Annotated in this window: 19 protein-coding genes; 1 reads left to right on the top strand and 18 read right to left on the bottom strand. The window is 56.9% G+C overall.

Annotated elements, in window-relative coordinates; translation table 11 throughout:
• Positions 1–86 precede the first annotated feature (86 nt).
• The 11 genes from ACSFE6_RS15190 to ACSFE6_RS15140 all read right to left on the bottom strand — a co-directional run bounded on the left by ACSFE6_RS15190 (position 87) and on the right by ACSFE6_RS15140 (position 9,048).
• Positions 87–1,106, bottom strand: coding sequence for a quinone-dependent dihydroorotate dehydrogenase (locus ACSFE6_RS15190; protein ID WP_435428376.1), 1,020 nt, complete (start codon positions 1,104–1,106; stop codon positions 87–89).
• 119 nt (positions 1,107–1,225) lie between these two features.
• Positions 1,226–2,620 carry a hypothetical protein gene (locus tag ACSFE6_RS15185; protein WP_435428373.1) on the bottom strand — a complete coding sequence of 465 codons (1,395 nt, stop codon included), beginning with the start codon at positions 2,618–2,620 and terminating at the stop codon, positions 1,226–1,228.
• 49 nt (positions 2,621–2,669) lie between these two features.
• Entirely contained in the window at positions 2,670–3,107 is a 438-nt protein-coding gene (locus ACSFE6_RS15180; protein WP_435428372.1) for a hypothetical protein, read from the bottom strand.
• Positions 3,097–3,795 carry an oxygen-regulated invasion protein OrgB gene (locus ACSFE6_RS15175; RefSeq protein WP_435428371.1) on the bottom strand — a complete coding sequence of 233 codons (699 nt, stop codon included), beginning with the start codon at positions 3,793–3,795 and terminating at the stop codon, positions 3,097–3,099. The genes ACSFE6_RS15180 and ACSFE6_RS15175 overlap by 11 nt, the downstream gene beginning before the upstream one ends.
• Positions 3,767–4,333 carry a secretion system protein gene (locus ACSFE6_RS15170; protein ID WP_435428370.1) on the bottom strand — a complete coding sequence of 189 codons (567 nt, stop codon included), beginning with the start codon at positions 4,331–4,333 and terminating at the stop codon, positions 3,767–3,769. Before ACSFE6_RS15170 ends, ACSFE6_RS15175 begins: the two co-directional genes overlap by 29 nt.
• A complete protein-coding gene (locus ACSFE6_RS15165) occupies positions 4,320–5,042 on the bottom strand; it encodes an EscJ/YscJ/HrcJ family type III secretion inner membrane ring protein (RefSeq protein WP_435428369.1) in 723 nt (240 codons plus the stop codon). Before ACSFE6_RS15165 ends, ACSFE6_RS15170 begins: the two co-directional genes overlap by 14 nt.
• Positions 5,039–5,347 carry a type III secretion system inner rod subunit SctI gene (gene sctI, locus ACSFE6_RS15160; protein WP_435428368.1) on the bottom strand — a complete coding sequence of 103 codons (309 nt, stop codon included), beginning with the start codon at positions 5,345–5,347 and terminating at the stop codon, positions 5,039–5,041. Before sctI ends, ACSFE6_RS15165 begins: the two co-directional genes overlap by 4 nt.
• Before the next feature lie 59 nt (positions 5,348–5,406).
• On the bottom strand, positions 5,407–5,667 hold the full coding sequence (gene sctF, locus ACSFE6_RS15155) for a type III secretion system needle filament subunit SctF (protein WP_435428367.1): 261 nt from the start codon (positions 5,665–5,667) through the stop codon (positions 5,407–5,409).
• A gap of 10 nt (positions 5,668–5,677) precedes the next feature.
• Positions 5,678–6,850 carry a PrgH/EprH family type III secretion apparatus protein gene (locus ACSFE6_RS15150; RefSeq protein ID WP_435428366.1) on the bottom strand — a complete coding sequence of 391 codons (1,173 nt, stop codon included), beginning with the start codon at positions 6,848–6,850 and terminating at the stop codon, positions 5,678–5,680.
• 117 nt (positions 6,851–6,967) lie between these two features.
• Positions 6,968–7,414: a transglycosylase SLT domain-containing protein gene (locus tag ACSFE6_RS15145; protein ID WP_435428365.1), complete on the bottom strand. Its 447-nt coding sequence runs from the start codon at positions 7,412–7,414 to the stop codon at positions 6,968–6,970.
• Positions 7,411–9,048: a winged helix-turn-helix domain-containing protein gene (locus ACSFE6_RS15140; RefSeq protein ID WP_435428364.1), complete on the bottom strand. Its 1,638-nt coding sequence runs from the start codon at positions 9,046–9,048 to the stop codon at positions 7,411–7,413. Before ACSFE6_RS15140 ends, ACSFE6_RS15145 begins: the two co-directional genes overlap by 4 nt.
• A 308-nt stretch (positions 9,049–9,356) precedes the next feature.
• Between ACSFE6_RS15140 and ACSFE6_RS15135 the strand changes: the two genes are divergently transcribed.
• Entirely contained in the window at positions 9,357–10,571 is a 1,215-nt protein-coding gene (locus tag ACSFE6_RS15135) for a hypothetical protein (protein ID WP_435428363.1), read from the top strand.
• A 54-nt stretch (positions 10,572–10,625) separates the two neighbouring features.
• On the opposite strand, the gene ACSFE6_RS15130 is transcribed toward ACSFE6_RS15135, so the two are convergent.
• From ACSFE6_RS15130 to sctT, 7 genes are all read right to left on the bottom strand, one after another.
• Positions 10,626–10,880 (bottom strand): phosphopantetheine-binding protein, encoded by a 255-nt coding sequence (locus ACSFE6_RS15130; RefSeq protein WP_435428362.1) that lies wholly within the window; start codon positions 10,878–10,880, stop codon positions 10,626–10,628.
• Positions 10,881–10,989: 109 nt separating this feature from the next.
• On the bottom strand, positions 10,990–11,982 hold the full coding sequence (locus ACSFE6_RS15125; RefSeq protein ID WP_435428361.1) for an IpaD/SipD/SspD family type III secretion system needle tip protein: 993 nt from the start codon (positions 11,980–11,982) through the stop codon (positions 10,990–10,992).
• A 12-nt stretch (positions 11,983–11,994) separates the two neighbouring features.
• Positions 11,995–13,065, bottom strand: coding sequence for an IpaC/SipC family type III secretion system effector (locus ACSFE6_RS15120; protein ID WP_435428360.1), 1,071 nt, complete (start codon positions 13,063–13,065; stop codon positions 11,995–11,997).
• Between the two features lie 24 nt (positions 13,066–13,089).
• Positions 13,090–14,859 (bottom strand): type III secretion system translocon subunit SctE, encoded by a 1,770-nt coding sequence (gene sctE, locus ACSFE6_RS15115; RefSeq protein ID WP_435428359.1) that lies wholly within the window; start codon positions 14,857–14,859, stop codon positions 13,090–13,092.
• Positions 14,860–14,861: 2 nt separating this feature from the next.
• Positions 14,862–15,344 (bottom strand): type III secretion system translocator chaperone SicA, encoded by a 483-nt coding sequence (gene sicA / locus ACSFE6_RS15110; RefSeq protein WP_435428358.1) that lies wholly within the window; start codon positions 15,342–15,344, stop codon positions 14,862–14,864.
• A gap of 237 nt (positions 15,345–15,581) precedes the next feature.
• Positions 15,582–16,616, bottom strand: a complete 1,035-nt coding sequence (locus ACSFE6_RS15105) for an EscU/YscU/HrcU family type III secretion system export apparatus switch protein (RefSeq protein ID WP_435428357.1) — start codon at positions 16,614–16,616, stop codon at positions 15,582–15,584.
• The gene (gene sctT, locus ACSFE6_RS15100) at positions 16,591–17,397 is read right to left on the bottom strand and encodes a type III secretion system export apparatus subunit SctT (RefSeq protein ID WP_435428356.1); all 807 of its coding nucleotides are present in this window, start codon (positions 17,395–17,397) and stop codon (positions 16,591–16,593) included. The genes ACSFE6_RS15105 and sctT overlap by 26 nt, the downstream gene beginning before the upstream one ends.
• Between the last annotated feature and the right edge of the window lie 2 nt (positions 17,398–17,399).

The following is a 17,399-nucleotide window of genomic DNA, read 5'->3' as shown; positions in this document are numbered from 1 at the left end:
CCCCCCCCCCCCCCCCCCCCCCCCCCCCCCCCCTCCCCCCCCCCCCCCCCCCCCCCCCCCCCCCCCCCCCCCCTCCCCCACAGGGATTAGCGCAGGGCCGCGATGGCGTCCACGGATTCGCGAATCAGCGCCGGGCCTTTATAGATGAAGCCCGAGTAGATCTGCACCAGGCTGGCACCCGCGGTGATTTTCTCGGCTGCGTGCTTGCCTTCGGTGATACCGCCCGCCGCAATGATCGGCAAGCGACTGCCCAGCTCCGCCGCCAGCACTTTCACGGTGTGGGTGCTCTTGTCGCGAACCGGTGCGCCCGACAGACCGCCCGCCTCGTCACCATGCTCCATGCCTTCAACGCCAACGCGGCTCAGGGTGGTGTTGGTGGCGATGACCGCGTCCATGCCGGTTTCGATCAACGCTTGGGCGACCTGTGCGGTTTCTTCGTCGCTCATGTCCGGGGCAATCTTGATTGCCAGCGGCACATGTTTGCCGTGACGCAGTGCCAATTCTGCCCGGCGCGTGGCCAGGTCAGCGAGCAACTGCTTGAGCGAATCACCGAACTGCAGGCTGCGCAAGCCCGGGGTGTTCGGCGAGCTGACGTTGACCGTCACATAGCTGGCGTGGGCGTAAACCTTGTCCAGGCAAATCAGGTAATCGTCGACCGCGCGCTCGACCGGCGTATCGAAGTTCTTGCCGATGTTGATGCCCAGCACGCCTTTATATTTGGCGGCCGCCACGCGAGCCAGCAGGTTGTCGACACCGAGGTTGTTGAACCCCATGCGATTGATGATCGCTTCTGCTTCCGGCAGGCGAAACAACCGTGGCTTCGGATTGCCCGGCTGCGGACGTGGAGTGATCGTGCCGATTTCGACAAAACCAAAACCCAGCTGCGCGAAACCGTCGATGGCCGCGCCGTTCTTGTCCAGGCCGGCCGCCAGACCGACCGGGTTCGGGAAATCCAGGCCCATGACCGTCACCGGCATCTTCGCCGGGGCCTTGCACAGCAAACCGTTGAGCCCCAGCCGCCCACCCGCGCCAATCAGGTCCAGGGACAGATCGTGGGAGGTTTCCGGGGAAAGTTTGAACAACAGCTGACGGGCCAGGGTGTACATGGGCGCGATGGACTCGGGGCGGCGAAAAGTGGCGGGGATTATAGCCGGGTGCAGAGACTCAGGCGAGGGCGCGTATGACATCGCCCTCTCCCCATTCGCGACGAGACTACACAAGGTGTCTACGGCGAGGGATTCTCTCGCAGTTGCTCAGGCGACCATTGATTGTCCGTACGCTGTGAGCAGGTCCAAATGAAAGGGAAGTAGATGAGCATCAAAACCATCGCCAAACCAAGAATCAAAAGCTGACCTTGAGTACCTTCATCCAAATCAGAAAGAGCCAGCATGACTGCCGCCGCTCCCAATGAATGATTGAGTGCCTGGAACGCCGACGTTCGGGACGCGCTGACGTTAAGCAGTGCATTGGCCAGTTGCTCCCTTGATGGCAAACGCGCTCCCGCACGTACTTCCAGAACACTTCGCTGCAGGGATTCGGAATCAGCCAAAGGCGAATCCAGTCCCACTGATGGAGATAACGAGGACCAGCTTCTGCACAAGATAAAAATGAAATCGTCAGTGATCGCTCCGACAGCGTTCAGTGTGCCCTGAATGACATCCGCCCCCAGACTGTAGCCAAGCTCCGCCGCATACCGCCCCGCACCGCTCAGAGGCATCAAGGTATTCAAATGCTCCAACGCAAATTGAACAGCTCCATACGCTGCAGTAGTCACCCCGGTGGGCAAGGCCGTTGGTGCTCTCGCATTGTCCCGCAAAGGGAAGAAGGCGTTGGCCACATCTCGAGCCACCGTATACACATTCGTACTGATCACAGCGGTGAGCATGTTTTTCGAGGCTCCGGTCATGTGCGACAAAAGAAACGCCCCCATCGTTATGCTGGCCATGCACACCCGCCCAAGTCGCGTCTGAAGAGTGGCCGTTCCTGCGCATTCATCGCGGATAGCCCCCATCAGACTCATGGCCGGACCGATCATCGTTATCGCGGCCACGGCCCATGCGCGTGAAGCGTCGGTGGAGTCGCCCTCCCTGATGGCTTTTTCCACGTAAAAACCAACAAGCTGGCGCAGTACCGTAGTCACCGTGACAACCAGGCCTGTGCGAGCCGTGACGTTCAACAGGTTTATTGCTGGATCCTTGGCTTTCTCAATTAGCTCCAGACCGGCCTCAAGCAGCGTGCGCATTCGACTTTCACGCGATTGCTCAAGATCGGCTTCGTTTAACTCAGCGGCGCGAGCGAAAAAGTCTTCATTGATCGACTCTTCGGGCAACGTTCCGTGTTCGATGAAGTCATTGGCTCGCCCCACCACATTTCGATCTGTTTCGCCTAACTGCCTATAGGTCTCCTCCATCTGAACGGTTACATGACCGTCCATCGTTGCCATGGCAGCTCCAACTTGTCTGGGTGTGCCCAATGTCGCTACGTGGAAATCCGGAGAAACAGCCAGCGTTGATGGATGGAGCATCACAGATGAATGGCGACGGGCGGCCATAACGGGTGTAGGCAAATTTCCAGGCAACGTAATCTTTCGTCCAGATGATCCGGCAATGGATGAATTCATCATCGTGTCCCTTTTACTGTAGGTTTAGGTTTTCCCAGAATTGCCCAGTTCACCACTCACTCTTCTCCCACGCCTCATCCCCCATCGGCTCGAACACCTCCCGCATGAACCCCTTGACGAACAGGTCCATGCTGAACGCCAGGGCATTGGCGCCGCTGACTTCCTTGTAAAGCTGCGAATCCTGCAGGTTCTCGTCCTTTAACCGGACCAGAACCTGTAGCGTGATCGCCATCAATGCCTTGGCGGTGGGGTACGCCGGCGAATCTCCATCCGCTCCCCGCAGTAAGCGCAGGTACTCGTAAATGGCCTGCTTGCCCTGCCCCTCCATGGCCAACAGTTGCTGATACAGGCGTTCGAAATCAGGGTCCGGGCGCTTGCTGCCGGGCAGTTCGAGACCGGTAGCCAGCAAGCGTGACTCCAGCGTCTCCACTGATGGGCTCCCACCGTGCTCAAGCGTGCCGGAACCGCTCAATGAATTAATTTTCATGACGAACCTCGGTCGGGGTTGTCTGGGTGTAGGTCGAACACAAGTCCGTGAGCGCCTGTATCGATTGTTGGTCGAGGGTGCGAACCGACTCGGGCAGGTTGGCGACACACGCCAGCAACCGCGGCTCCAGTCGTTGCCGGGTCGTTTCGGTATCGAATTCCAGCAGTTGATCGGCGAGCCGCAGCACATAGCGCTCTTGCGAGTGATAGTCGAGGACCAATTCGCCAGGCCAGAACCTGCACAACCGCTCGCGCAGTTCATTGCCTTGCGAGCGGCAATGCGTCGGCAGCAGCACTTGCAAGACCCCGCCCGAGCCGTGCGGTTGCTCCGCCAGCCAGCGCTCGAGCATGTCGTCCAGCCATTCAGGACGGCTCAAGGCTTGTGCGAGCAAATCGCGAGCGGCTCGGGCAAGCTCCTCGCGCAAATGCAGTCCCAGTGCTTGCGACTCCAGCAAGCCGCTGGCCAGATGCCCGGTCGCGCGCAAGATGCCCTCGGCATAACCTTCCTGAAAGGCCTGGGCATGAATCACTTCGGCGTCATGCCGGGCCTGTTCGACACAATCCCTGGCCCAGCGCTGGGCCTGCTGCTGCAACGCACGACGCCGACGCGCGGCGACTATTTCTTCGCGGGACAGATGCGTATCGCTAGACTCAGGAAGTTCAGTCAGGATTCGGATAGCGTCGAGCATGCTGCACCGCCAAAAAGAAAAGGGCTGTATCGGGTTCTGTGACCGGCCATTGCTCGTGCAAGCGCACAACCGGTTCGGGAAATTGCAGGACCAACCGTTGCAGCAATAGGGGCGGTACCTGCGCGTGCCAACTCCACAACGCATTGAGACCGGCGGCTTCGACCTGCTCGTTAGAGACAGGCGAGTGCTCGACCGACAGACGACTCCTGTTTCCCAGGTTGAGACCAGCGAATCGACGAGTCGGCAATGGCAGGCATCGCAACACCGCACCTCGTGCCAGATCGGGCATCAAGCGATAAGCGCCCATCAGCCTGGCGATAGACGGCAGTTGTCGCCAATGGCGAACCCATTGAATGGCCACGGCGCTCAGCGGCGTCGAAGGCCAGGGGCCTTGCAGTTCGAGGCCTTCCAGCAGGATCCGGTTGAGCAGCTCCCGTGCCTCGCCTCCTTCGAACCCCGGGGGAACAGTCAGGCGCTGCGGATGCAGATAACCCAGGGGCTCGGCGACAATTGCCTGAAGACACTCAGCGTGCGACATCACGCCGTCCTGCTCCCGATTGGCGATAGGCCCAGGCTGCGCCACCCGCCAACAGCAATCCGGCGATCACGGTCAATAACCACATCCAATGCGGTTGCCCCTGCGTTGCCGCCACGGACGGCGCGACATGCTGTGTCGGTGAACGCTTGCTCGGAATGACTGAAATGTTTTCGTACTCGACCGCCGCAAAACTGTTCTTGAGAAAGCGCTTGATGTCGGTGATCAGCAACTGCGGTTCGGCGTCCCGTTCGTGGATCACCACCGCCGAGAGGTGAATAGGCGGTGACTTGCGCCCACCTTCACCGGCGTCAAGGTCGTAACTGACATGCACCCGCGCAGAAACCACGCCTTCGAGCACACCCAGCGATTGTTCGATGCGCTGCTCGAGTGCGGAATACAGCCGGGCTTTTTCCGCGCGGGGCGAGGCCACCAGCGAGTCGGCGGGAAACATCTCCGCTACTTGAACACGTGGCCGGGAAGGCAAGGAATAGAGGTTGAGCAAATCGACGGCGGCGGAAAAATCGACCTGATCGATCTTCACCGCGTAGCCGGTTTTACCGGCGTCGACCTTCACCGCCGCGATATTGTTGCGTTGCAGGACCGACAGCACTTCATTGGCCTGCTGCTGGTCCAGCCCTTCCAGCAGGTTCGGCTGCCGACACCCCGCCAGCGCCAGACACAGCAGCATCAACAGCACCCCAAGCTTCATGAAGCACGCAATAGCGTTTCAGCCGTGCCCACCGCCTTGCGCACCAGCACGTTGAGCAAATTGATGTCCACGTTGTATTGCCCGGTCAGCTCCTGCAATTGGCTCAGCATTTCGGGGTTGGTGATGTCCGGGTGTTGCATCATTTGGTTGATCGCTGAAACGTCCTGCTCGCTGCTGACTGCGGAACCGGCGAACGCTTCGATCAAGCGCGACTCCAGGGAAACGATCGGCCCTTCCTGCGGGCCGCGCAATTCTGTCAACGCCGTTCGTTGGGTTAACAAAGCGGAAGTGTGTTGAATAGACATGCGATGCACTCATGAAAATGGCCATCGTCACGTGCCGATGGCCGTGGAAAAAGGAAAAGTCAGCGAGCCGCCTGGATAATCGCCATGTCGATATCCTTGAAGCCTTTGATCGTGTTGGTCTGGGCGTTGCGGAATACCGTATAGGAGGAAAATGCGGCCTGATAGGCGGCCAGCAACCCCGGATCCGATGCATCAAGCTTGAGTTTCTCCAGCGCTTCATCCAGCGCATCCTTGAGGTCTTTTGCACCGTTTTCGAATGCTTGAGCCTGCCGCCCAAGAAAATCATCGGGAAAATCGATGGGGATACCAATGTCAGCCATGCGTCACCTCTTAGTGTTGTGTTGGAAAATGCCACGATGACGAGGTCATCTTGATGTAGCCTTGCGGGCCGGTTTGAAACGACTTGCCTTCGAGCGAATCGTCCTGAAGCTCGACAGTGAAATGCACGTAGCGATCACCCCACTGCCGGTAAAAGCTGTCGACGTATTGGCGAGCCGCCGCCCATTGCGAATCCTGCAAGTTGCCTGTCACCGCAAACGTGACACTGTCCCCCTGCTCGACCCGACTGAAGCCTAGAGAAAGGCGCTGCAAACCTTCCTCGGCCAGTTCTGCAAGCCGATGGTCATCCTGAAGTTGCACCGCGATATCCTGGGCATAGGGCGCCACCTCGAGCAGCGCATCAAGCAGTTCCTTTTGCTTGTCGGGGGTCAGCAGATTGCGTTGCGTGCTGAGCAGCAGTCGCGGCTGGGACGGGGCCTTCAGATCAATGGAATGCCAAGCCAGTTGTGGATCGTGGTCAGTCAGCAACTGCTCCAGCCGGCGACGCTCCTGATCCATGACCAGCACTTTGCCGTTCAGCGTGTTGTGGCGCATCAACACCTGTCGACTCCAGCTGGCGTCGCGTTCGGAAGACACAAACACGTAAACCGACTCGTCACGACCGCGCAGCACTTCAACTTCTGCGCTGGCACCTGCGATCAATGCGCGGATATCGGTTTCCGGCGCCGGTTCCTGCAACGACCAGAACCCCATCGCAACGACCAGCCCGGCCAATGCCAGACCGCCGGCAACCCATCGAATCCAAGAGGTCCGCCAGCGGACTTGCGTGGCAGCAGGGACTGAGGCGTCAGGTGGCTGTTGCAGGTATTCAGGCGCCCAGGGTTGGTTTTCAGGACGTACCGCAATGCGCAGACCGCCAATCTGCTCCCTGGCGTGAAAGGCGCAATGACGTATTTCGGCCGAGTCATTGAGCAGCCGCACCGGCAGACCATCCGCCGTAGCTTGATCGGCCAGCACCTCGAAATTGCACCCACCTTCCTCCAGTGGAATGAAGATGGCCTGCGCCGGAACGCTGGCCGTCAGCGCCCCCTCCCCCAACAGATCCAGAGCCCCGACCACGAACAGGGTAATGGATTCGCCAAGGGGGAATTCGCAGCCTTGCAGCGGACCATTGAGTATCCGCAGGACGCAAGGTTGCTGGGTGGGGGCCGTCAGAACTGTCACCGTTCAAGCTCCGGAGCTGTGAAATGAGCGGACAAGGTAGAAGAGCTGACGGCGAGATTCCTGATCGAATTCTGCCGATTGCGCTGCGCAGAGGATCAGAATCTCCAGCCAGCCCCTTCAAGGCACCATGAACGCTTGATAGCGCTGCCAGACCTTGCGCGCATAGCGAAGACGTGCGGCTTGACGGCGAGGAGAATTGCCAGCGTTGTAGGCACCCACCGCCGTCCAGTTGTAGCCGTACCGGGCGATAAAACCGGCCAGCACCGACGCACCGACCTCGACCGACAAGCAAGGCTCCTCCAGCAGCCGCTGCTCGGTGATGCCCTGAGTCTTCAATCGGGGCAGATGGCTGCTGTTGATCTGCATGAGCCCGATATCGCGCGTGCCGTCCTTGTTATGGTTGATCGCATCCGATAGCAGCCCTGATTCGACATCGGCAATCGCCCGAAGCAGTTCGGGTTCGATTGAATGTTGCTCCCCGGCTCGGCTCCAGCAATAGGCATGCGCCTGAGCCGCCCCCAGGCACAGCATCACGATCAACCATTTGATCCTCCACGGCCTCATGCCAGACGCCGTCCATCATCGAGTGCCGGCCGATCCTGTAACGGAACACCCTGCGTCGGTTCCCGAAACCGAAGATCTGACGAGCGCAGCAAGGATTGCCAGAGTGGCGCGACGACTGCCCCACCCTGCCCCGCGCCGATCGCTGGCGCCTTCATCAGGCGCAACCAGTTTGCATACTGGCTGCGGGCGATGAGGGGGTTGCCGCCGAATAACACATTCCAGGCTGCCAGCCCTTGCTCACCGACAGCACTTTCAGCCAGGCCAGCTTGATCGAGTTCATGCCAGGCGGCCTGATGCTGACCGAAATACGCCAGCACCAAGGCATGCAGAATCACCAGCAATGGATTGGACGCACCACGTTGCTGCAAGGCTTGACGCGCCATGAACACCGTTTCTGCGGGACTCTGCGCAAACGCAATACGCACGCGCAAGACCTGTGCCCGTACGCAATCCGGATCATGATGCAGGCACTTGTCGATACTTTGCGCCGCTTGCACATTGCGCCGCCAGAACCAGTGGTGCCATGCATGAAAGTAGTGAACGTCAGCCTCGTCTGCAGTCGCTAAACAGCGGCGGAAAAGTACCTGGGCCGCCTGCTCGCAGCCGCGAAGACTGGTAAGCAGCGCCAGGCGCGTCAACGCCAGAGAGCTGCCTGGGTCCAGCGCCAAGGCATTGGCTATCGCCGATTGGGCTTCTTCAATAGCGCGCCCTTGATAACACAGGCCGATCATCGCCTGCCCCAGCCATGCATCAGCCACTCCGCACCAGGCAGGCGCATACCCGGCATCCTGCTTGAGGCATTGTCGAAACTGTACCAAGGCATCACGCAGGCTTTGCGGCGTGTGGTGCTGCACGCTGCACAAGCCATTGAGATAAGCCACCGCCGCCGGATAGGACGCACAAGTGCCTCCGACAGGACGCAGCCTCGGAACACGCTGCGCGACCACACAGGTCAAAACACCCAGTGCTTCCCCGAGATCACAGGCGTTCAGCGTCTGTCCATGCAAAAGAACCTGATCACTTCCCCGGATCAGTTCGATCGACCATTGGTGCTGCCCCCCCCTGTCGATATAGCGCCCGCTCAGGCAGTAGTCCGCCGATAACTGCCCCACCAGTGAGCGCACATCCACCGATGGCGTGCAGGCTGCCATCAATCCCGAGGGGATGATGTGTAACGCCTCGCCGAACGCCGCGGTCAATTGGCGGATCATCACATCCTGCAGATCCAGCGCTGCCGTTTCGCCCAGATGTCGAAAAGGCAGAACCGCCAACGAAGGTGCCGCGATCCGCGCCTGGCTTGGCGCATCAAGCACAACGACCGGACAGGTCAATCGATAACCCTGACCGTACACAGTCGAAATGAAATCCTTGTTTTCCTTAAGCAGTTTGCGCAAGGCGTAAATGCAGCGGGTCAACGACTCCTCGGCGGCATCCATTCCGGGCCATACCCGGTCCAGCAAATGGTCCTTGCCGAGCACTGCGCCCGCTGACACCAGCAACAGACGCAAAACGCTCAACTCTTTGGGTGGAACATGAACTCCTTGTCCATCTCGCATCAGCGTTCCATCGCCAAGCAATTGCCAGTGGCCAAAAACGAACGACTTGACCGGCGTTTGATCAGTTGCACTGTCCATACTCTGAAACTTCTCTATAGAAAGGTACTGAAGCGCAATCGAGCCTGCGGATGGGCAGGCTCGAGATGACAAGCGGCGTGACTATAGGAAGTTGAGTAGGGGGATTCCGTAGGACTACGGCTTAATGCCAGTAAGAAACCACGACAAAAACTGTAGGCCTTGCATTTATAGAGCCATCATTTGCTCGAAATACAAATGAACAACCACAGGAAGCCACATCCACTCACAAAACAGAAGAGCGTTTTTTACAAGCACAAAACAATCAAAAAAACAATTATAAAACCCATTTTTTCAATTATGTGAATTATATGCGAATCAACCATTCGACCCCGCACATCCCTTCCCCTTCAGCCAATCCACCGCACCCCACCACCAAAAACAATATGCGACATGAAAACCATGGACAAACATACACCAGAATTCTTAATGAAATTATCGACCGATACACCGCGTTCAGCCAAGAAAATGAAACTGGTTACCAACATAAACCAGGCATATCAGGCGACATCGACAGCATTTCAATTAAAGAAATAATTTCAATACTCAAACACATAAAATCTGACCCACACTTACTGGATGAATGTCAAAAAAGCTCGGCAAACTCGCCACTCTTCACAAAACTCTATCTAATGTCGAACAACGATCAAGGTTGGAATTTGCGCCTACATACTTTTAGTATAAAAGGCAGTGGACTGGGCGGCGAAGACAGCCCTCACTTTCACAGATGGACACTGGCCTCCAAAATACTCTCCGGCGGATATATAAATGTAAACTATGAAGAAGGCAGCATCGATCAACCTCACGCAAAAGAGCATGAATACTCAAAGTATGAATTAAGCGCATCTAAAAACCAAAGTAGCAAAGATGCTCGCCACACAAGCTTCATATCCAAAGCGACCATGACACCGACCAACAAAGAACTCTATGCTGAAGGTGGAACCAACCACTTCCCGATCAACCTTGCACATAGTGTCGAAACACATGCCTCCGTAATGGGAACTACCATCACACTTGCGCACACTGCAAAATCAATAACTGATAAATCATATGCCTTCGAGAAGAATGATGAAATCACAGAAATCCCTCAAAGAAAAATAGAAGACAAAGCAGAATTTGAAAGCATTTTGCAGAATCAGATTACGTTCCTTCAGGTACTAGACCTGAAAGCTGAATTAAATGCACACTTAGTCGAAGCACGTAGCCTGAACCTACCATTAACACCCCAAGAAGAAAATCATCTTAATGATTTCCTTGAGCCTAACTATGTAGAAACCTCGCTACTTCCAGCACTTGCCATTTACCAAATGGAGTCCATCAACGAAATTGAGCACAACGAATTCTCAGAAAACACTGTAAAACTCATTGAAGACGGACTATCAGAGATTGACCGAGAGCACCTTAATATATTGATATCCAACAACCAGAACGACCTCTTCAGCAAACTCCTGACCATTGAAATCGAAGACGCCGAGCTAGCAACGAAACTGAGCGAGCGTTCAAAACAAACATTCACACCAGCCTGATAACTTCAACCATTAAAATGACCGTCCACACCGGACGGTTTTTAACAAGAACCGCTATAAAGACTCTTTCACTGAATCGCAAATATCCTTCACCGTCCCCCACCCCCTTACACCTGACTCAGGTAACTCGATACCGAACGTTTCATTCAGTGCCATAACGATTTCAACCAGACTGATGGAGTCCACATACAGATCCTCTACCAACCGGGAAGCGGCCTCAATTTTTCGGCGGTCTGCCGGAAAGTAATCCATCAACACTTTGATTACCTGGTTTTCCACTACACACTCGGCACTCAGTTCATTCGACATTCTTTTATCCAATGCAATTAACGCAGGTACAACTCTGGTTCAAACAAACCGGGAGTGCGCCTGCGTTGTGACATTAAAAATTTTGTTGCCTGCTACCCTTACTACCCCATCAAAAATTCAACATCGCCTTCAACATGTCGGAAAACTGATTAAGGTGCGCAGATAAGGTTTTATTGAAGTTGTCATGATAAGCATTGGCATTCGAATACTTCTGCGTGAAGGACTGCAGCAGGTTTTTCATGCGTTCCTCCTGGGCATTGAAGCCGGTTTGCCAGGCCTGGAATTTGGCGGTGTCCCAACTGACCCATCCGATCCAGCTCTCGGGCACACTCTCAAGCATTATCGTCAACGGCCCCGTATCCATGACCACACAGTAAGTGCCATCTGCATTTTGTTTAAGGCAACTTTCCGGCAAGCCCAACGCCTTTCGCCATTTCTCGGCTTCCTCTTTACTGACGCCTTTGTACTCCCCGGTTTCTTTGTCCGGAGCGGGAAACAGCACGGCATCTTTATATTTTTCGATGAGGCTTTGCAAAGCAGCGCGGAGCTCCTTTACATTCAACATAACTTCCTTACCCTCATTAGCCCCCTGAATCCAATCTTTCATTTTTGCCATGATTGTTTCGTTGAAATCGGCAAAAAAGTCAGAGTAAGCCGCGATAATATGTTCATAACCGGCCAGATAGCCGTTTTTGATCAGATCGATGAGTTCGAGCAGTTTGTCGAAAAAGTCATTCGATGATTTCACCCCAACATCGAAATCCTCCGCCAGCTCTTGCGGTATAGGCATTTGTTGCAAACTGCGCTCAAAGAGTTGCTGACGCTGCTCCGGGGATAGCGTTTGCAAACATTGTGCAATCAGTGCGCCGTACTGTCCTACCTGCTGTGCACACAGTTGCGAGCGCGCTTCGAACATGTCCGGTGGGCACTGGAACATCTGCTCGAGATGACGATCGAGGGCGCGGGTGGAGTTTTCGAGCAACCGCACAGAGGCAGAACGTGTTTGGACTTCGCGAGGGGCTTCAGCAACAACAGGCGTTTCAGTGATCGGGTTGAAATCTGCCGATGGTTTTATCGCTGGCAGCGAATTCGTAATAATCATGTGTTTCTCCGCTTAAGCACTTATGGCGCGAATGACTTCAGCGCGGGACTGAAAAAGCTGCATCACCATCTCCATCAGCTTCTGCAGCAACGCCGCTTCCGCCGAATCTTTCTGGCCAACTTCATCACTCAAACTCTTCTGGGTGTTCTGCGCACTTTGCTGCAGGACCTCTTTTTCCCGCGCCGCATGCTCGGCCATGCGCACCATGCTCGACACCACCTGGCTCATGCTCATCGACATGGCATTGAGTGCCCGTCCGATTTCCAGTTTCTTTTCGATGCCCTTGGTACCCATCTGACTCAGCCAGTCGGAGGTCTGACCGACCTTCTGTGCCTTGAGGATCTCACCGTCGAACCACGCCTGTTCCTGGGGTGTCAGCGTGGAGCCCTTGGGTTTGAAATCGACTGAGGTTGAGCGACCGAAATCGTCGAAGGTTTTGATCTTGTAGGTGGTTTCCGGAGTCCAGTCGTCGCGATTGCGATCACGCCTGAGATCGCGTTCGAGGTTGCCGGCGTCCAGGGCGTTGCGCTTGTTCAGGCTGATATCCGCATGCTTGAGCCCTTGCCCCTGGAAAGTCTTGACCATGGCGAACCCGGCGATGGCACCAGACACCACCGCCGCCGTAATCGCACTGTTCAGCGCCGCCTTGCCCGACTCGACAATAGCGGCGCCCTGAGCCTTGGCGGCGTCGGCGGCCATGACGCTGAAGTGGCCGCGCAGTTGTGCGTTGGCCACCCGTGAAATGTTCAACGCGATGATGGCGGCGACCAGTACGTTGGCGTGTTTTTCCCAGGCACCGGGGTCGAATACCAGGTCCTGGCGCACCTCTTCGCTGAGGGTCATGGACGCTGCCAACAACGCCTGGCGGTCGCTTTCGTCAGGTTGATAAGCGTCAATGGCGCTTGCAAGCTCGACGGCCGACGGACTACGAACATCCGCCGTGTTCAGAATTTGTTTATCGACCTGCGCACGACTCCCTGCGAAACCCTTCAGTGCATCGAGTTTTTTCTCGGCAGGATTCACGTCCTGCTGGTTGATCATTGGGCGTGCAACAAACACGCCTGTGCCGTTGATGGTGGTCATCAAGAATTCCCTTTATCGATAGGTTTAAACATGCCGAACCATTTGCAGGCTCACGGAATGGCTGCGCTGCAAATCGGCAAACACATGCTCGATCTGCCGTGTCCTTTCCTGCATCGCCGTGCCGTAGTCCTCGACCAGTCGGGTGAGGTAGGCGGTGATTTCTTCGCTGATCGCCATGCGCACTCGTACTTCGGCCAGGTGTTCGGCGGCCTGGGCCTGGTGCTGGCCACTTTTGATCTGCAATCCGCCCTGCACTGCCACGTTGCCGAACTCGGTGACGGCCTGAGCAATCTCCAGGTTGGCGGCGTAACGGGCGAGGGTCACAGGGTCGGCGCCACTGGTGATGAAGCTGCGCAGTTGAGTGAGTACCTGAGTCAGCGAGTTACCAAGCGATGACGCCAATTGCCGGGCGGCCTGCATCGCCGCCGGCGCCGCCTGCGCAACCACCGAGGCCAGTTTCGAGGCAACGGCACTGACCATCGGCCCGATCACCTGAACGCCGACGACCGCCACCAAGGCGACGGCAGCGAGGGTTGAGGCTATCCCCTGAATCATCCCGGCGATCTGCGCGATCTTCTTCGCCGTTTCTTCATCGACGCCAACCGCGATCAAGAGCTTGGTATACAGCTCCGTGAACAGCTTGATCGCTTCCTGCATCACAGTGGTCAGCGGCTTCATCGCTTCGGCCATGAACGACATACCCGTCGCCTCCTTGACTACCGCATCGGAAATCATGATCGCCGCGCCAATCACGCCCACGGCGATGAGCACCGGATTGGCGGTCAGCACGCCGGCGGCGATGGTCGCCACGGTCAAAATCGCACCGACGATTGCACCGATGCAGCCCATGGTCTTTTTCATCGCCTCGGCCTTGCGGACTTCTTCCAGGTATTTTTCCGACTCCTGCTTCATATGTTCCTGAAGCTTGGCCTGCAATTCCTGGAACAGTTCCTGGCTGAGTTCTTCCTTGTTCTGTGCGGCTTCCCCCAACAGCTCGATGATCTTCAAGCGGTTAAGCAACGCCAGTGCACTGCTGCTCAGGGCCTTTTCATGGGTGTCCTTGATGGAAGAACCCGCGAGCCCCGCCTCCTGCACTTTCGCCGCCACAACAGCCAGGGTTTTGGCGTTGGCGTTGGCGATCTCGATCAACTTCAGGTGGGCATCGGTGGCTTTCTGCAGTGTTTGGGTGTGGCCCGCCAACTCACCCTTGAGCTGATCGCGCAGCGCCAGTTCCCGCGCATATTCAGGCGATTCGGGATCCAGCTCCGCCAGACGCGCTTCGCTTTCATCCAGTAGTCCCTGAACATGCTGGACACGTGCCTTCAACTGATCGAGCTGTTCCTGACTGCTGCCGACGGCGCCTTCGGCCGCCTCCAGCGCTTCAACGGCAGCGGCGTATTCGGCGGCCAGTTTTTCATGGCCTTGCTGCTTGGCACCGGCCATGGATTGCAGCATCGCCAGACGATTTTTCAGCTTATTGACGTCCACCTCGCCGATCAGCTCGGTGATCATCGCCATCAACAGCGTGAACAGATCACCGTTGGTTTCCTGCTTGTTACCGTCCGCTCGCGGCGGTGGCGCCTGCAACACAGGCCTTCCTGTACCCGCAGCGGATGCACTGTGCGGACTTTGGTAATTCACCGACATCAATCCAGCCAACGCTTCCTGGCCGGCCTTTTGAAAATCCGCAGTCCTGGCTGCCTGGGCGGCGGCCTTGCCATATTTCTCAAAGGCTTCCGTGCGACTCAACGCCCCGTGAAACGCTGGATTGAAGGTGTTTCTGATTTCACTCATGCTCAGTCCTCCGAACAGTCCTTTTCAATGTGACCCAAGGTGTCGAGATACACCCGGGCCTGCTCCCGCAGATCGTCTTGTGTGGCCTGTTCCAGCACAGACTCGAAACACAACCGGGCCTTGCCGACCCTGCCCAGGGCGAGTTGGCACTGACCGGTGTAAAACATCGGCCACCAATTGCTTTTGCCTTGGGCGAAAGCGATCGCGTACAGATCGATCGCCTTCTGATGGTTCTGCTTGAGTTGATGCACCGCCGCCAGTCCCATCCAGTAATGGCTGTTGTAAAAGTCGTAGATGCACAGGAAGTGAAAGAACTTCTCGGCATCGTCCAATCGACCCTGCTCATAGAACTGGTAGGCGAAGGCATACAGGCTGTTCATCTGCTCATCGCTGATGCCCTGCACGTCCTTTAATGCCGCGCCACCGAGCACTGCATCCACGACGTCCAGCGCGACCTGCTCATCTTGTTTTTTGTTGCGACTCATCGGCCACACTCCTGAAAAAACGTCAGCGCTGCTGACGAATGCATTGAGCCAAAACGCTGCTGAGCGCGATGCCAAATTGCGCTCATGGCGGCGATGGCATGGATACATGACCTGCCCCCTGTAGGAGCGAGCTTGCTCGCGATGGACTCAAGAACACCGCGTTTTCTCAGACAGCCCGCGTCATCGTTCACGACCATCGCGAGCAAGCTCGCTCCTACAGTGGGCGGGTCATGGGGATCAGGCGTTTTCGACTTGCTCGAGCCAGATCAGCAGGCGCAGGACTTCTTCGATTTCCTGCACCTGGAGGAAGCTGTAGCGCTGGTGGGTTTTGTAGATCCGCCGGGCCAGGGCGATGTCGTTGATTACCGGTACACCGACCTCCCTGGCATAGGCGCGAACGGCCAGGGCACGCTGGTTGGTTTCCATCAGGGAGATGAACGGCAACACGGTGATTTCCGGGCGGAAGTACACACCGATGGCAATGTGGGTGGGGTTGGCGATGATCATCCGCGAGCTGCGAATATCGGATTTGACCTGCTCCGACAGCAACTCCCGATGCAGGTCTCGGCGGCGCCCCTTGATTTCCGGATTGCCGTCCTGTTCCTTGTGTTCACGCTTGACCGAATCCTTGTCCATCATTTGATCCTTCATGAACAAGGCGTATTCGCTGAGCGCATCGAGTACGACAATCAATGCGATGCACGCCAGAAATGCCAACACCAGCACCAACAGCAAATGCCCCCAGATCGCAAACAGGTCCGGTGCCTGGGCGAACAGTTGGGCCAACAGCAATTGCCGCTGCGTGATCCAGACGATCCACAACGCCAGGGCAAAACTGCCCAGGTACAGCAGCGCTTTGACCGTGTCCTTGACGGTGCGCAGGCTGAACAGTTTCTTGAAGCCATTGATGGGATTCAACGCGCCGAAGTTCAGCTTCAAGGCTTCGCTGGCCAGGGCAAAACCGCTTTGCAGCAACGCCGGCAGCGCGCTAGTCAGGACACACACCAGCAACAGCGGCAGCAGTGCCTTGAGCCCCGCGACCACCAGCATCACCGAGTACGTTTGCAGGTCGGCGTCAAAATCGCTGGCAATGATGCGTCGGTAGACTTCCATGATTTCAAGCAGCGAACTGTTGAACACCATGTAGCTGATGCCGCACAAGGTCAGGCAGGTGACCACCAGGTCCTTGGCCTTGAACGTCTGCCCCTTGCGTGAGGCATCCCGCAGTCGCTTGGCCGTCGGCGTCTCAGTCTTCGAGGCGCTGGACGACATCGCCCACCTCCCCGCCGGCATCGAGATAAAGCTCCAACGCCTGAGACTTCATGTCCATGCGCAGCACTTCATCCGGCAGGTGCACACCGAAATACAACATCAACACCAGCAGCGCCACCAGGCTCTTGATTGTCAGCGACACCGAGAATGCATTCATTTGCGGTGCGTATCGCGAGAGCAGTCCAAGCAACGCCTCGCTGACCAGCAGGGTCGCCACCACCGGTGCGCTGATCACCAGCGTCTTGCTCACCAGCGCATCCAGCACACTCAGGATCGGCAGCAGCTGCACCTCACAGCCGCTCGCCGGTGCACAGATCCGGTAACTGTGGCCGACCGTTTCGAGCATCAACAGCATGCCGCCCCCTTCGAGGTACACCGCGGCGGCGAACAACTGGAGAAAGTTCGCCAGCTCCGAGGTATCGACGCCGTTGGCCGGGTCGACCGTGCTGCTGAGCATCGCGCCGCGCTGATTGTCGATCAGGTTGCCCATGGCATGCAGCACCCAGAACGGCCAGCACAACAGCCCCCCCAGCAAGACACCAATCCCGGCTTCGCGCAGCACCAAGCCAAGGAACGCCACCCCATCGAGAGCAGGCAACGGCACGCCAATACTGACCCAGAATCCCAGTGCCACCAGCACAATGACCGCCTGACGCGCAGCGCCGGTGAGTACGCTGCTGTTGAGAAACGGCAGCATGAAAAAAATCGGTGCCAACCGCGCAACGCCCAGGACCGCAGCGGCGAACAATGCATACAGATCAAAAAACAGTGTCAGCGACATCG

Origin of the sequence: Pseudomonas baetica (assembly GCF_051216495.1) — a bacterium.
GTDB classification, from domain to species: Bacteria; Pseudomonadota; Gammaproteobacteria; order Pseudomonadales; family Pseudomonadaceae; genus Aquipseudomonas; species Aquipseudomonas baetica_B.
This window is presented reverse-complemented; position numbering and strand designations above follow the sequence as displayed.